Origin of the sequence: Microbispora siamensis, assembly GCF_016863095.1 — a bacterium.
Taxonomy (GTDB): Bacteria; Actinomycetota; Actinomycetes; order Streptosporangiales; family Streptosporangiaceae; genus Microbispora; species Microbispora siamensis.
This window is the reverse complement of sequence record NZ_BOOF01000006.1, coordinates 113,656-128,176: the sequence shown is the minus strand read 5'-3', so window position 1 is coordinate 128,176 and position 14,521 is coordinate 113,656. Positions and strand designations below refer to the sequence as shown.

The following is a 14,521-nucleotide window of genomic DNA, read 5'->3' as shown; positions in this document are numbered from 1 at the left end:
CTGTCGCCGCCTGCCGCCGGTTTCAAAGGGTGATCTTCGCGATCTGGCCGACGTAGTTCTCGGTGAGCCAGACGTTGTCGTCGGGCCCGCTGGTGATGTCGAAGGGCCCGGCGAGGGTGGTCGGCATGTTGTACTCGATGATGATTCCCGAGGTGGTGACGCTGGCCGCGGCGTTGCCGAGTTGCTCGGTCACCCACAGCCTGCCGTCGGAACCGCTGGTGATGCCCCAGGGGAAGGCGTTGGAGTCGTCGAGTGAGTACTCGGTGAAGTCGCCGTCCGTGGTGACGGAGCCGACCTTCCCGTTGGCGTCGGAGTACCACAGGTTGCCGTCGGGCCCGGTGGTGATCCCTATGGGCGTCGCCCCTGAGGAGGGGATGGCGAACTCGGTGATGTCCCCGTCCGGGGTGATCTGGCCGATCTTGCCGGCGAACGATTCGGTGAACCACAGGTTGCCGTCGGGACCGGACGTGATCCGCATCGGGTAGGCGTCGGCGGTCGGCAGGGCGTACTCCGTGATGGTCCCCGAGGTGGTGATCCGGCCGACCTTGTTGCCGATCGTCTCGACGAACCACAGGGCGCCGTCGGGGCCCGCGGTGATGCCCCAGGGGTAGGACCCCGCGTCGGGCAGCGCGTACTCGGTGACGACACCGGAGGTGGTGATCCGCCCGATCTTGTCGCCGGTCGCCTCCGTGAACCACAGGGCGCCGTCCGGCCCGGTGGTGATGTGCCCGGGCTCGGCGTCGTCGGTCGGCACGGCGTATTCGGTGAAGTCGCCGCCGGTGGTGACGCGTCCGATGTTGCCGGCGTAGTTCTCGGTGAACCACAGCGCTCCGTCGGGACCCGAGGTGATGCCGATGGGGCCGGACGTAGGGGTCGGGGTGTCCATCTCCGAGACCGTGGGGACCCGTGCCGCGTGGCCGGAGCCGGACGACCCGACGAGCGGGCGCGGTGGGTGGACGGGACACCGCATGTGCCGGTGCTCCGGCATCCGCTTCAGCTTCTGGCAGATCCGCACCCACGGCGGCGGCGGCTTCGGGCGCTCGCCCGGCCCTGCGGCGTCGGCGGGCAGGCCGGTGAACAGGGGCGCGGCCGTCGCCAGGGCCAGCGCCATCGCCGCGAGCGGGCGGCGGAGGTGTCGTGAGAAGCGTGGCATGGCATCCCTTCGGCTGAGGAGCGACACGAGAAGCCGGGCCGGAAGCCGAGCCGCCGGGCCGGCGGCCTCACTATTTCCGACCCGCCTGGCCGGCCGCCGATCCGCCGCGTCCGTGGCGGGTCACGAGACCTGTACGGATCGGTCAGGCGACCGAGTGGGTGATGGTCCCGGTGTAGACACCGGCGGTGGCGTTGGACGGGATGGTGATGACCAGGGTGGGCTGCCAGCTCGTGGACATCGGCGTCGCCTGCTTGCGCCCGCTGAACGCGGTGACCGGCGAGGCGAGGGCCACCCGGTTGGCCGCGGTGGGCTGACCCGGGTTGCGGGTGCCCACGCCGGACGACGCGGTGACCGGCCCCGACCAGTAGAAGACGTTCGCCGTCGTGATCGTCTGCGTGGGTGTGCCGCTGCCGGTGGTGAAGTTCGTGGCGGACACCGTCGCCGTCCAGGAAGGGATTCCTCCCCTGGAGTCGGACACGGTCACCGTGCCCATTGAGGCGCTGATCGTGCCGCCTCGTGCGCCGCTGCCGAGGTTCACCGAGCCGGGCACGGTGATCGTCAGCGGGTCGGCCCGCAGGGGGACCAGTGCCCTTCCCGAGCCGGTCCTGTCTCCCCGGGCGTCGTCGCCCGCGGCAGCCTCGACCCGAGCGAGGCACGAGGTGGCGGGCAGCACGGCCGGCGCAGCGATCGACGCGGCCAGCGCCGCCGTCACGATCGCACCGAACCGCCGCATGTGTGGCCTTCCTCGTCGCCGTGCCGTCGTTCCGCCGCCGCGCGCCTGTGAACGACCCACGGCAGGTTAGGGCGCCGAAGAGGCGTCCCGGTCGTCGCCACGCCGAGATCAGCCGTAACCGTGGACATCGGGCCGCGCGTCTCCGCCGGTCGTCATCTGATCACAAAGGGTCTCCAGACACCGGCGGAAGAACCCTGCCGTACGCCCCGGACCGGCCAGGATGTCACCGACCGCGGCCCGGACGGGGCCTCGCAACGACGGAGGAGATCGGCAGATGGGCAAGAGGAGTGTCGCCGCGCCGTCGGCGGGTGTCGCAGGACTGGCGCTGGTAGCGGCGCTTACGTTCGTGTCGACGGCGTCGCCCGCCGGAGCGGCCACCTGCCCGGCGTCGACCACCTGCCCCACGACGGTCACCTTCACCGTCAACGCCCCCGACGGCCTGACGATCAACGTGCCCGACGGTCCCGTGAACATCGGCAGCGGCGCGCCGGGAGGCCAGATCAGCGGCGCGCTGGGTCCGGTCACGGTGTCCGACCAGCGCGCCGCGCTCACCGCGACGTGGGTGGCCACGGTGTCCGCTGCCGCGGGGGGCTTCACCACCGGCGGCGGCACCCCCGCCGAGACCGTGCCCAACACCGCGGTCCTCTACTGGTCCGGCACTGGGACGTACACCGGCGGTACCGCCGCCAACTTCAGTCCGGGACAGGCGACCGCCGCGGACGCCCAGTCGCTGAACGTGTCGCGCACCGCGTTCAGCAAGACGAGCGGCTCCGGCGACAACTCCGCCACCTGGGACCCGACCATCGTCGTCAACGTCCCCGCCCAGGCCGTGGCGGGCACCTACACCGGCACGGTGAACCACTCCGTTGCCTGACCGTTCAGCCCGCAGGGTCGTCGCCTCCGGCCTGCTCGCGATCGTGCTGCAGGTGATGGCCGCCGCGCCGTCGGCGGCCGCAGGCGACGCGCAGCGGCGCCGCCCGGAGAGGTTCGGCATCCGGCTGCTGGAGATCCCCGAGAACCGCCTGGACGATCCGCGCTCGCACGCGTTCATCGTCGACCACGTGAATCCCGGCACCACCTTCACCCGGCGTCTCGAGGTCTTCAGCACCTCGCCGCGACGGCAGCACGTGAACGTGTATCCCGCCGCGGCCCGGGTCGGCGACGAGGGCTTCACGTTCGCCCCCGCGCGTACCGCCAACGAGCTGACCTCCTGGATCACGCTCGACCGGACGGCGGTGGACCTGCCGCCGCACGGCCGCGTCCCGGTGACGGCCACCGTCGCGGTGCCGCCCACGGCTTCCAAGGGCGAGCGCTACGCCGTCATCTGGGCGGAGATCGCCTCGGCCTCGCCCGGCCCGTCGGGCAACGTCGCGCTCGTCAACCGGGTGGGCGTCCGCACCTACCTTGACGTGGGCCCGGGCGGCGAACCGCCGACGAGCTTCCGGATCGGCGAGGTGGCCGCCGGGCGCACCGACGACGGGCGGCCGCGCCTGGTGGCCGAGGTCGGCAACACGGGGGAGCGCGCCGTCGACCTGGAGGGCGAGGTGCGGCTGTCGGAGGGACCGAGCGCGCTCAGCGCCGGGCCGTTCCGCAGCACCCGCGCCACCACGCTGCCTCCCGGCGGCCACGGTCAGGTGACCGTGTTGCTGGGCGACGACCTGCCCGCCGGGCCCTGGAAGTTCCGGCTCACCCTGCGCAGCGGCCGCGTCAGCCGTACGGCCACCGGGACGATCACCTTCCCGGCGGCCGGAGAACGGGCGGCGGCGGAGGACGGCCCCAGCGTGCCGGTCCTCGCCGCCTGCGCCGTGGCGGCCGTCGCCGCCGCGGCCCTCCTGGTCGTGAACCTGCGCCGGTTCCGCCGCCGCCCCCTGGACGGCGAAGCCGCCTGACCGAACCGGCCTCCCGGCGTCGGGGACGCCGTCAGACGCGACCCAGAGCTCTGCGGACCGCGTCGAGGGCCTCCTCCTCGGAGGCCCCGAGGTGCCGTACGGCGCCGGCGAACTCCTCGGCGGCCTCGCGCAGGCGCAGGCGGCCGCCCTCGGCGGCGAGCTCTGTGATCGTCGCCGCGCGCCCCCTGCGCAGCTCGACCAGGCCCTCGTCGCGCAGTTGCTGGTAGCCGCGAAGCACGGTGTGCAGGTTGATGCCGAGCGCCGCGGCGACGGCCCGTGCCGAGGGCAGCTTGTCGCCGGGGACCGCCGCGCCCCTGGCGACCGCCGCGCGCACCGAGGCCGCCACCTGGTCGGCCAGGGGCTGAGCCGAGGAGGGGTCGACGACGATCAGCACCCGGCGGCACCCCTGGCACGGGCGAGGGACGCGTTCACCAGTGCGGCGGCCGTATCGGCGTCCCGGGTCGAGTACAGGAACTCCCGGCCGTCGGTGAGCCGGAGGGCCAGCACCGGACCGCGGCCGCTGACGTATCCCCACCCCCTGCTACTGCCGATCATGCCGAGCCCCCTGCCGGACGCCTCCGGCAGCACAGAGGCGAAGAGCACCGTGTCGTATGGCACGACCCGCCGCAGGCCGCCGAGCCAGGGCAGGCTCACCTCGACGCCCCTGCCGTCCACGCGGAGCCGGGTGCGCGCCGAGAGGACCGCGATGAGCCCCATCAGCGCCATCAGCGTTGCCCCCTGCCAGGAGCGTGAGAGGTTGAAGAGTCCGAACCAGCCGAAGGCGAGCATCACCGCCCCCTGCAGGAGCGAGCGCGGGTACCAGGCGGACACGGCGTAGACGGCCCGCTGGGCCGGCGCGAGCGGCAGCAGGGGCACTCCCGGGGGCGGTGCGGTGCGCGCGCCGGGCGCGGGCGGCAGGGGACCCGTCAGCCACCAGCCCGCGGCGCCTCCGAGAACGGTGAGGGCGATTTCGGCCGGAACCTCCCACGCCGGCGGGGCGGTGGGTCCGGCGGAGTCGATCAATGCCGTCAGCGCGACAGCATTACCCGCCGCCATCGAAACGCTCATGGCGACGGAGCACGTGACCAACCAGCGCTGCAGCTCCGGCCAGCGCCAGTAGTGCGTGAACGCGGCGAGGAACACCACCTCGAAGACCCCTATGGAGAGAGCGGCCGACCTCAGCCACTGACCCCATCCAGGCGCGTACCGCGGCTCCCAATCGGAGACGTAGGCCCGGCCGGGCAGCCGGTCCCGGAAGACGGCGAAGAGTAGCAGGAGCAAGAGGAGGGTGAGAAGCGGCGGCGCGACGGTCAGGGCCAGGCGGCGCGGCCGGCCGGGCCGCCCGGCGTCGTGCAGGGGGGAGTCGTACACGAGCCACCTCCCATACTGTTTGCATGTCACTATAACAATCAAACAGTTCCGCGAGGAGTCCCCACTGAGATCTCTGTACGGTGGAGCCCGGCATGTCCGGAACGGGGGGGCTTCGTGAGGCCCGTGGGGCAACGACTCGATCGGATAACGCCCCGCCGATCCGCGTGTCCGTGCGTGTTCGATGTCCTTGGTGTGGTCGAATGATCAGTTCTGTGGGGGGAAGCGTGGTTACGGGCGAGGCGGTCCGGACGTCCGGCCAGGGGACGGATGCCGGCGCGAAGGACTGGCCCCGCTGGACGCCGCTGCTCGCGGGCCTGCTGACCACCTGTGTCGCCATCTCCGGCACCACGGCGTCGCTGTCGGCCGACGAGGTGGCGACCTACAGCGCCGCGGTGGCCCGGCCGCTGAGCGGGCTGTGGGGGCTCGTGCAGCAGATCGACGGCCACTTCCTGCCCTACTACCTGCTCATCCACGCCTGGTCATGGCTGGGGGAGGCCGAGTGGTGGCTGCGCCTGCCCTCGGCCCTCGCGGCCGGTGTGGCGGCGGGCTTCCTGGCCGACCTCGGCCGCAGGCTCGCCGGTCCACGCGCGGGCGTGCTGGCCGCGGCGCTGTTCGCCGTCCTGCCGTCGGTGTCCTACCACGGCGCGAACGCCCGGCCGTACGCGTTCGCGGCGGCGGCGGCCGTCGTCTCCGCCTGGGCGCTGCACCGGGTGGCCGAGGCGCCCACAGGGTCCGTCGGCTGGAGACAGGTCCGGTGGTACGCGGCGTCGGTGGCGCTGCTGGGCTGCACGCATCTGTTCTCGGTTCTTGTGCTTCCGGCCCAGTTCCTGGCCGCCCTGCTCGCCCTGCCCCGCCGTACGTTCCTGACCAGGATCGTTCCCGCGACGGCGGTGGGGTGCGTTCCCCTCGCGGTGCTCGCCCTGGTGGGCTGGGGCGAGCGCCACGCGATCAGCTGGATCCAGCCGCACGGGCCCGACGTGCTGCTGAAGTTCCCCAAGCACGCGGCGGGCTCCGACCTCGCCGGGCCGCCGCTGTTCGCTATCGCCGTCGTGGGCGTGGTGATCCTGCTGCGCAGGTCGGTTCCCTGGGGCGTCCTCGTGGGCGGCTGGCTCGTCCTCCCGCCGGTGCTGCTGCTCGTGATCGACGCACTGGTGACCCCGGCCTACGTGGACCGTTACGTGTTCGTCACGGCGCCCGCCCTGGCCCTGGCGGGAGGCGTGGCCCTGGCCTCGGTCCGCCTGGCTCCCGTGCCCTTCGCGCTGGTCTGCGTGCCCGTCGTACTGGTCGTGGCGCTGCTGGGGGCGCCCGCGCAGGCCGACTACCGGCAGCGCAACGGCCACTACGACGACTTCCCCGGCGCGGTCGGCGTGATCCGGGCGCGGGAGCGCTCCGGCGACGCCATCGTGTACGGCCAGAGCCGGCTGCGCACCGGCTTCGTCTACTACGGCCGCGAGGGCCTCCCCGAGGACGTGCTTCTCAGGGGGCAGGGCCCGGCCTTCGAGTACGTGGAGCGGAACGACCTCGCCGAGGCCCTGGCCGGGCACCGCCGGGTCTGGGTGGTCTGGCGCGGGACGAAGCAGGCCGGGCTGACGGGAAAGAAGATCCCCAAAGTGGCCGCCGTCCGTGCGGCCGGATACCGCCTCTCGACGGCCTGGCACTCCGCCGAGCTGCCGGGCCTGACCGTCGCGCTGTTCGAGCGCGTCCGCGGCAAGGGGTGAATGGACCGTTTCATCACGGTTGGACATCGCCCGCAAGAGTAATTGCCAATTCTGAGTAAAGTCTCTCTTCATGCGACTTACGGTGAAGAGACTTCTGCCGGCCTGTCTCCTAACCGCGGCGTCGATCGCGGCACTCCAGCACCCGGCCGCGGCGGCGGCCGGCTCGGTCTCCGCGCGGGCGGCCGGGGTGCCGACCGTGGTCCTCACCTTCGACGACGGCACGGCCGACCACCTCGCCGTCGCCGGAATGCTGAGCAGGCGCGGCCTCAAGGGCACCTTCTACGTCAACAGCGGCCGCCTCGGCAGGCGCGGCTTCCTGAGCGTGGCCGCGCTGCGTGCCATCGCGAAGGAGGGCCACGAGATCGGCGGCCACACCCTTCACCATCCGCATCTGTCACAGACGTTCGACGCCACGCAGCAGACGGAGATCTGCGACGACAGGCGGGCGCTGCTGAAGATGGGCTTCGCCGTGCGCTCGTTCGCCTACCCGTTCGGTGACTTCGACGAGTCGGGCGAGCGGATCGCGATGAGCTGCGGCTACAACAGCGCCCGCGACATCAACGGCCTGTACCGGCCGGACAGCTGCCGCGCCTGCCCGGTCACCGAGACGATCCCGCCCGCGGACCCCGCCGCCGTGCGCGCCACGAGCCAGACCCGCCTGCCGCGTACGGCCCGCACGCTGCGGGAGTTCGTCACCCGCGCGCAGCGGGAGGACGACCCGGGCATGGTGACCTTCGTCTTCCACGAGATAAAGAACGACCCGCGGGACCAGTACGCGACGGTGCCCAAGGAGTTCGAGGCCTTCGTCGACTGGCTGGCCCAGCAGCGGAAAGCCAAGAAGATCGAGGTGAAGACGATGGGCGACGTCGTCGGCGGGGACGTGTCGCCCGTGTCGTGATCCCGCCTGTCGCGCCGGGTCACAGCGAGTGGTCAGGTTGACCACGACGGTCACAGGGATTCACAAGGTTCGGCTGATAGAAGTTCACCAGCCTGTAAAACGGACGCGCGGGAGGGACACCGTGACGGTGACGACCGGCATGTGCTCGCCGTACGGTTTCACACGCAGCCCCACCGAGGAGACCGCGGCGCTGTCCTGGAGCGACGGCCGGTGGGCGGTGGGAGGCCGGCCGCTGGCCGTCCCCCCGCAGGCCGCCGACGTCGCCGCCCTCCGGCCGCTGCGCGGGCTTCGCGTGGAGTGGCCGGAGGAGCCCGACGCCGGGGCACTGGACACGGTCACCGCCCTGGCCGCCGCGGGGGTGCCGCTCACCTGCGACGACCCGCCGAGGTGGGTGCGCGAGGCCGATCCCGTGCTCGCCGGCCTGGCCGCGGCCTGGACTCCCGAGGCCGGCGACGGCACCCCCGAGTCGGTCGCCGACCTGCGCAGGGAAGAGCACAGCGTGCGCCTGCGCAGGCACGCGCTGCGGGCCGGGGGCGTCGGCACCGGCCTCGCCCCGGTGACCGTCGTCATGGCCACGCGGCGGCCCCACTACGTGGGCCACGCGCTGCGGCAGCTCGCCCGCCAGCGCGGCGTCGGCCTGGAGGCGGTCGTCGCCCTGCACGGGTTCCCGGCCGCGCGGGTGCGCGAGGCGGTCGAGGAGTTCCCCCACCCGATCACGGTGATCGAGGCCGAGCCGGGCGCGCCGCTCGGGACGGTGCTCAACATGGCGGCGGCACGGGCGTCCACCGGCATCGTCGCCAAATGGGACGACGACGACTGGTACGGCCCCGAGCACCTGGCCGACCTGCTGCTGGCCATGGCCTATTCCGGGGCGGAGCTGGTCGGGACCGCGCCGGAGTTCTTCTACCTCCAGCCCCTCCACGCGACGATCCGCCGCGTCGACTACAGCAGCGAGGTGTGGGCCGACCACGTCGCGGGTGGCACGATCCTGCTCGGCCGTGAGATCTTCGAGCAGGTCGGCGGCTTCGGGCCACTGGACCGCGGGGAGGACGCGCACCTCCTGCACGCGGTCGAGGCGGCAGGCGGCCGCGTCTACCGCACCCACGGCCTGGGCTACGTCCTGCGGCGATCGGTCAGCGCCGACCACACCTGGAACCTTCCTCTTGCCCACTTCCTGCGAGTCGCCGCGAACCAATGGCGCGGTTTTCGCCCGAGTGTGATTCTGGAAGCGCCATGACGCCACGCATCAGAGGAAACGACTACACCGTCCTCCAGCCGCCCGCCATCGGGTCGTCGTGGACGCCCCGCCTGCGGGTCAGCGTGGTCATCCCCGCGTACGCCAACCAGGCCAAGCTCGACCTCACGCTCGCCGGGCTGGCCAGGCAGACGTACCCGGTCGACCTGCTCGAAGTGATCGTGGTCGACAACGGCAGCGAGCCGCCGCTGCGCCTGCCGGAGATCCGGCCCCGCGACACGCGGCTGCTGGTGTGCGCGGCGCCGGGCCGGGCCAGGGCGCGCAACACCGGGCTGGCCGCCGCGACGGGCGACGTCATCCACTGGATGGACTCCGACGTCGTCCCAGAACCGGAGGAGGTGGAGGCGCACATGCGCTGGCACCACCTCGCGCCCTATCTGTCGGTCACCTCCTACCTGCGCTTCACCACCGCCCCGCTGCCCGACCCCGCGGACGTCGCGGGAACGGACGACCTGGCGAAGCTCTTCGAGCCGGCGGAGCCGCACACCTGGATCGAGGACCTGGTGCGGCGGTCGGACGGGCTGGTCCACTCGCCGCGGCCGTTCAGCATCCACATCGGCGGCGCGTCGTCGGTCTCCGCCCGGCTGTTCGAGCGGGCCGGGCCGATGGACCCCGACATGATCCTCGGCCAGGACACCGAGATGGGCTACCGGCTCGCGCAGGCGGGCGCGGTCTTCATCCCCGACCCGCGGGCCAGGGCCTACCACCTCGGCCCGTCCATGCGCATGCGCGACAGCGCGCCGGTCAGCCGGGTCAGTCACGCCCTGGTCACCGACCGGGTCCCCGGCTACCGGTGGCTGCGCACCCATCCCTCACGGCAGTGGAAGGTCCCGCAGGTGGAGGTCCTCGTGGACGCCACCGCGGGATCGTACGACGACGTCAGGGCCACCGTGGACGGCGTGCTGGCCGGCACGGTGACCGACCTCGCCGTGGTGCTGACCGGCCCGTGGGACGAGCTCGCGCCCGAGCAGCGCGCGCCGCTCAAGGACCCGCGTCTCGATCTCGTGCTGCTGCGGGCCCACTACACCCACGAGGGCCGGGTGCGGCTGGCCACGGCGGCATCCGACACCCACTCGCCGTACCGCCTGCGCATCCCGCCCGGCTGGGTGCCGGAGGAGGACAGCCTCGGCCGGCTGATCGAGGTGCTGCGCGGTCGGGAGCTCGGACTGGTGAGCGTGCTCCTGGCCGAGGACGCGGAAGGCGTCACCGCCGCCCGCCTGGAACGCACCGAGGCGTTCTCCCGCGCCGTCCTCGTCGCGGAGGAGGGCGAGGACCTCGACGACGCCGTGGACGAGATGTTCGGCACGTACTGGGTCGACGGCGAGACCTTCGGCTTCCGGGCCGCCGCGGACGCCCCGGCCTACATGAATCCGCGCACCGCCTATCGCAAGCGGGTGCAGGCGCAGGCCGAGGTCGAGCGGCTGACCAAGGAGGTCGAGCGGCTGCGCGGGCAGGTGACCAGATGGCGCGACGAGGCGGCGCGGTGGCGCAAGTCCGCCGTCGAGTTCCGCCGGGAGATCGGCACCCTGCGGCGGCAGGTCTCGGTGCTGCGCGGTCAGGTCTCGGCGCTGCATCGCGCCCGGGGCCTGCGTGGCATCGCCCGGGGCATCACCCGGCCCTTCACGTTCAAGAAGACCTGACGGGCAAGAAGACCTGACCGGCCGGGCCCGCCGTCGCGCGACAGGAGTCGCGGGACGGGGGCCGGCCGTCGGATGGTCAGGAGCGGCGGAACAGGCCGCGGCGGCGCGGCGGCGCGGCCTCCGGCTCCGGGGCCTGCGCCGCGGCCGGTTTCGGCGTTCGCGCGGTGGCCGGTTCCGGGGTTTGTGCGACGTCCGGGTTACGGCCGCCCTGCGGCGCGGCGGGGGCGGCCGGTCTCGCCGGAGCCTTGGGAAGCTCCTCGAACTCGCTCGCCGCGGCGTGCCGCACGCCGTGGGTCTGCGCGATCACGTCGGCCGGGTCCTCGCCCGGCGCGGTGAGGCGGCGGGCACGCGCGACGGCCTCGGTCCGCTCCAGGGTGGCCGTGCCCCCGCCGGGCAGGTCCAGGATCAGCAGGCCGATCCGCTCCTCCAGCATCGCCTTGACCGCTCGCTCGAGCAGCGCCGGAGCCGGAGGGGCGTCGACGGGCGCCGTGTAGCGGAAGGGGACGGGCGCGGCGGTCGGCGCCGCCTGTTCCGCGAACCGCACGCGCGCGTCGTGCCCGAACGCCGCCCTGACCAGGGCGAGGTCGAACGCCTCGGTCCCCGGCGCCCACCTGCGTCCGCCTTCCAGCGGCGACCAGGGGCCGGCCAGCGTCACCGCGACGTCGGTGAGCGTGCCGCGCAGCACCGCGTCGACCGCCGCGACGATCCGCCGCTCGTCCGCCCCCGTCACGTCGAAGACGACCTCGACGTACGGCACGAGCCAGCGCCGGCCGGGCTCCTTGCGCAGGTCGCGGCGGAGCGGGACCCGGTGGGCCAGATGGGCCTCGACGAGACGGACGATCGACTTGCCGTGCTCACCGCGCTGGGCGGGCAGGCCGAGATGCACGGCGCGGGCCTCCATGTCGGGGACGAACACCGCCCCCGCCTGCGCGAGCCGGTAGGCGAACTCGGTGTCCTGGCCGCGCACCACCTCGGGATCGAAGCCCCGGACCTCGTCGAGCAGGGCCCGCCGCAGGGAGACCGTCGGACCGGTGCACACCTGGTAGGGGTTCTTGCTGGCCCGCAGGCCGTCGAGGCGGCGGATGGTCTCCTCGGTCGAGCTGGACACCAGCGCCGACGGGCCGAACAGGTCCTCGGGAGAGCCGTGCCGTACGGCCTCGTGGACCTGCGCGGGAGTGAGGGCCGGCTCCTCGGCGAACTTCTTGCCGCCGATCGTGACGAGGTAGTCGGTGAGGTGGTGCCAGCGGAACAGCGCCTCCAGATGCTCCCGCGAGATCACCATGTCGGCGTCGAGACGCTGCACGATCTCGCCCTCGGCCGCCGCGATGCCGGCGTTCATCGCATGCCCGGCGCCCCATCCGCCGGGCGGGACCACGACGACGCGGGTGTTGTCCGGCCGCAGATCGGGCAGGCGCAGCGGAGGGTCGCTGCGGTCGTCCACCACGATCACCTCGGTGAGGTGCGCGGGATAGGTCTGCGCGGCCAGTGCGGCCAGCGTCAGATCGAGGCGGTGCTGTCCGCCGTGCGCGGGGATGACGACACTCGCGCTGAGCGTGGGCGTCCAGCCGCCGATGGGCGGCGGCGTGAGCGGAGAGTAGTCGTTGTGGCGAATTCTCGGCCGGGGCTCCACGCCCGTCAGGTGGGCCAATCCTCGTCCTCTACAGCGATGGTCAAAGGGCCGCTCCACAGTAGCGAAACCCGCTGACAGTTCCCTAAGGTGGCGCCCAATATGTCCATTTGGTGGACAACGAAGTCCGCACGTCAAACGGTTGGCCGTAGACTCGGTGACCGATACCCCTGGTGACACGCGTATGCGCGCGTGGGAGGAGCGACCAATGTTCAGGGCTTGGCGTGGCCTGATCGAGGAGTACCGCGACCGTCTGCCGGTCTCCACGACGACGCCCGTGGTGACCCTGCTCGAGGGCGGCACGCCGCTCGTCCCGGCCAAGCGGGTGTCCCAGATCACGGGCTGTGACGTCCATCTCAAGGTCGAGGGCCTCAACCCGACCGGCAGCTTCAAGGACCGCGGCATGACCGTCGCGATCAGCAAGGCCGTCGAGGAGGGCGCCCAGGCGGTCATCTGCGCGTCCACCGGCAACACCAGCGCCTCGGCCGCCGCCTACGCCGTACGGGCCGGGCTGACCTGCGCCGTCCTCGTGCCCCGCGGGAAGATCGCGATGGGCAAGCTCGCCCAGGCGCTGGTGCACGGCGCCAAGCTGCTGCAGGTCGAGGGCTCGTTCGACGACTGCCTGGAGATGACCAGGAAGCTCGCGGAGACCTACCCGATCGCGCTGGTCAACTCCGTGAACCCGCACCGCCTGCAGGGCCAGAAGACGGCGGCCTTCGAGATCGTCGACGCGCTCGGCGACGCGCCCGACGTCCACTGCATCCCGGTCGGCAACGCCGGCAACATCTCGGCCTACTGGATGGGCTACAAGGAGTACGCCGACGACGGCGTGGCCACCAAGCGGCCGCGAATGCTGGGATTCCAGGCGAGCGGCGCGGCGCCGCTGGTCGGCGGCAGCCCCGTGACCCACCCGCAGACGATCGCCACGGCGATCAGGATCGGCAACCCCGCCTCCTGGCGGCTCGCCGAGGCCGCGCGCGACGAGTCCGGCGGCGACATCCAGGCCGTCACCGACCGCCAGATCGCCGCGGCGTACAAGCTGCTCGCGCAGGAGGAGGGCGTGTTCGTCGAGCTCGCCTCCGCCGCGAGCGTCGCCGGCCTGCTCCAGGCGCACGAGCAGGGCCTGCTCACGCCGGGGCAGCGGGTCGTGTGCACCGTTACCGGCAACGGCCTGAAGGACCCCGACTGGGCCATCTCCGGCGCCCCGGCGCCCGTGACGATCCCGATCGACGCCTACGCCGCCGCGGCCGCGCTGGGACTCGCCTGACCGGCCCCCTCATTCCCGCCCATCAAAGGGTTCAGGTGACGAATTGACGGACAGTCAGGGCGTCGTCGTCCGCGTGCCGGCGACGAGCGCCAACCTCGGCCCCGGTTTCGACAGCCTCGGTCTCGCGCTCGACCTGTACGACGAGGTGGAGGCCGAGATCTCCGGCTCTCCCGGCGTGCGGATCGCCGTGGAGGGCCAGGGTGCCGGTGAGCTGGACGAGGGCGAGGGCCACCTCGTCGTCAGGACCATGCGCGCGACGTTCGACCGCATGGGATTCGCCCAGCCGGACGGCATCGCGCTGCGCTGCCGCAACCGGATTCCGCACGCGCGGGGGCTCGGCTCGTCGTCGGCGGCGATCTGCGCCGGCATCCTCGCGGCCCGCGCCCTCGTACGCGCGCGGGGCGCGGGGGACCTGCCGGACGCCGAGGTGTTCGCGCTGGCCACGGAGCTGGAGGGGCATCCCGACAACGTGGCCCCGTGCCTGGCGGGCGGTCTCACCATCGCCTGGACGGACCAGTCCGGAGCGGCGAGTATGGTGAAACTGACTCCGCACGAGGACGTCCGGCCGGTGGCGTTGATCCCGGATTTCCGGTTGTCCACGGAGGAGGCTCGGGGGCTGCTGCCGAAGGACGTACCGCATTCGGACGCGGCGGCCAACGCGGGGCGGGCGGCTCTGCTCGTCGCGGCGCTGACACAGAGACCGGAACCGGATCTCCTGCTCGCCGCCACCGAGGACCGCCTGCACCAGAGGTACCGCGCGCCCGCGATGCCCCGCACCGCCGAACTGGTGCGACGGCTCCGCGAGGCCGGGGTGCCCGCCGTCGTCTCGGGGGCCGGTCCGACGGTTCTCGCGTTGACGACACGGGACACCAAGGATTTGATCGCGCCAGAAGTGGGTAATGACTGGCACATCCAGCCAATGAACGTCGACCCGCTTGGTGCGTACGTTCGGTTTCCCGAGACACGCTGA

Annotated in this window: 13 protein-coding genes; 8 read left to right on the top strand and 5 right to left on the bottom strand. The window is 72.7% G+C overall.

Annotated features, from left to right (window positions below):
• Window positions 1–22: 22 nt before the first annotated feature.
• Together Msi02_RS09110 and Msi02_RS09105 are read right to left on the bottom strand one after the other, a co-directional pair.
• Window positions 23–1,153 (bottom strand): Vgb family protein, encoded by a 1,131-nt coding sequence (locus tag Msi02_RS09110; RefSeq protein ID WP_204047922.1) that lies wholly within the window; start codon window positions 1,151–1,153, stop codon window positions 23–25.
• Between the two features lie 142 nt (window positions 1,154–1,295).
• Window positions 1,296–1,886 (bottom strand): hypothetical protein, encoded by a 591-nt coding sequence (locus Msi02_RS09105; RefSeq protein ID WP_204047921.1) that lies wholly within the window; start codon window positions 1,884–1,886, stop codon window positions 1,296–1,298.
• A gap of 274 nt (window positions 1,887–2,160) precedes the next feature.
• On the opposite strand from Msi02_RS09105, the gene Msi02_RS09100 reads away from it, so the two are divergent.
• Window positions 2,161–2,760, top strand: a complete 600-nt coding sequence (locus Msi02_RS09100) for a hypothetical protein (protein WP_204047920.1) — start codon at window positions 2,161–2,163, stop codon at window positions 2,758–2,760.
• Window positions 2,753–3,775, top strand: coding sequence for a hypothetical protein (locus Msi02_RS09095; protein ID WP_239108249.1), 1,023 nt, complete (start codon window positions 2,753–2,755; stop codon window positions 3,773–3,775). The genes Msi02_RS09100 and Msi02_RS09095 overlap by 8 nt, the downstream gene beginning before the upstream one ends.
• A gap of 31 nt (window positions 3,776–3,806) precedes the next feature.
• On the opposite strand, the gene Msi02_RS09090 is transcribed toward Msi02_RS09095, so the two are convergent.
• Together Msi02_RS09090 and Msi02_RS09085 are read right to left on the bottom strand one after the other, a co-directional pair.
• Window positions 3,807–4,169: a GntR family transcriptional regulator gene (locus Msi02_RS09090; RefSeq protein ID WP_079317135.1), complete on the bottom strand. Its 363-nt coding sequence runs from the start codon at window positions 4,167–4,169 to the stop codon at window positions 3,807–3,809.
• Entirely contained in the window at window positions 4,163–5,146 is a 984-nt protein-coding gene (locus tag Msi02_RS09085) for a hypothetical protein (protein WP_204047919.1), read from the bottom strand. Before Msi02_RS09085 ends, Msi02_RS09090 begins: the two co-directional genes overlap by 7 nt.
• A 224-nt stretch (window positions 5,147–5,370) precedes the next feature.
• Here Msi02_RS09085 and Msi02_RS09080 point away from each other — a divergent pair, with 224 nt between their 5' ends.
• The 4 genes from Msi02_RS09080 to Msi02_RS09065 all read left to right on the top strand — a co-directional run bounded on the left by Msi02_RS09080 (window position 5,371) and on the right by Msi02_RS09065 (window position 10,657).
• Window positions 5,371–6,864 (top strand): glycosyltransferase family 39 protein, encoded by a 1,494-nt coding sequence (locus tag Msi02_RS09080; RefSeq protein WP_239108248.1) that lies wholly within the window; start codon window positions 5,371–5,373, stop codon window positions 6,862–6,864.
• Window positions 6,865–6,934: 70 nt separating this feature from the next.
• Complete coding sequence (locus tag Msi02_RS09075) at window positions 6,935–7,762, top strand: polysaccharide deacetylase family protein (protein ID WP_204047917.1); 828 nt, start codon at window positions 6,935–6,937, stop codon at window positions 7,760–7,762.
• Between the two features lie 121 nt (window positions 7,763–7,883).
• A complete protein-coding gene (locus Msi02_RS09070) occupies window positions 7,884–8,999 on the top strand; it encodes a glycosyltransferase (RefSeq protein ID WP_239108247.1) in 1,116 nt (371 codons plus the stop codon).
• Window positions 8,996–10,657 carry a glycosyltransferase family 2 protein gene (locus Msi02_RS09065; RefSeq protein WP_204047916.1) on the top strand — a complete coding sequence of 554 codons (1,662 nt, stop codon included), beginning with the start codon at window positions 8,996–8,998 and terminating at the stop codon, window positions 10,655–10,657. Before Msi02_RS09070 ends, Msi02_RS09065 begins: the two co-directional genes overlap by 4 nt.
• A 76-nt stretch (window positions 10,658–10,733) precedes the next feature.
• Here the strand turns inward: Msi02_RS09065 and Msi02_RS09060 are convergent, their stop codons facing one another.
• On the bottom strand, window positions 10,734–12,305 hold the full coding sequence (locus Msi02_RS09060) for a glycosyltransferase family 2 protein (RefSeq protein ID WP_239108246.1): 1,572 nt from the start codon (window positions 12,303–12,305) through the stop codon (window positions 10,734–10,736).
• A gap of 187 nt (window positions 12,306–12,492) precedes the next feature.
• Here Msi02_RS09060 and thrC point away from each other — a divergent pair, with 187 nt between their 5' ends.
• A complete protein-coding gene (gene thrC / locus Msi02_RS09055) occupies window positions 12,493–13,551 on the top strand; it encodes a threonine synthase (protein ID WP_204047915.1) in 1,059 nt (352 codons plus the stop codon).
• A 43-nt stretch (window positions 13,552–13,594) separates the two neighbouring features.
• Window positions 13,595–14,521, top strand: a complete 927-nt coding sequence (gene thrB, locus Msi02_RS09050) for a homoserine kinase (RefSeq protein ID WP_079317147.1) — start codon at window positions 13,595–13,597, stop codon at window positions 14,519–14,521.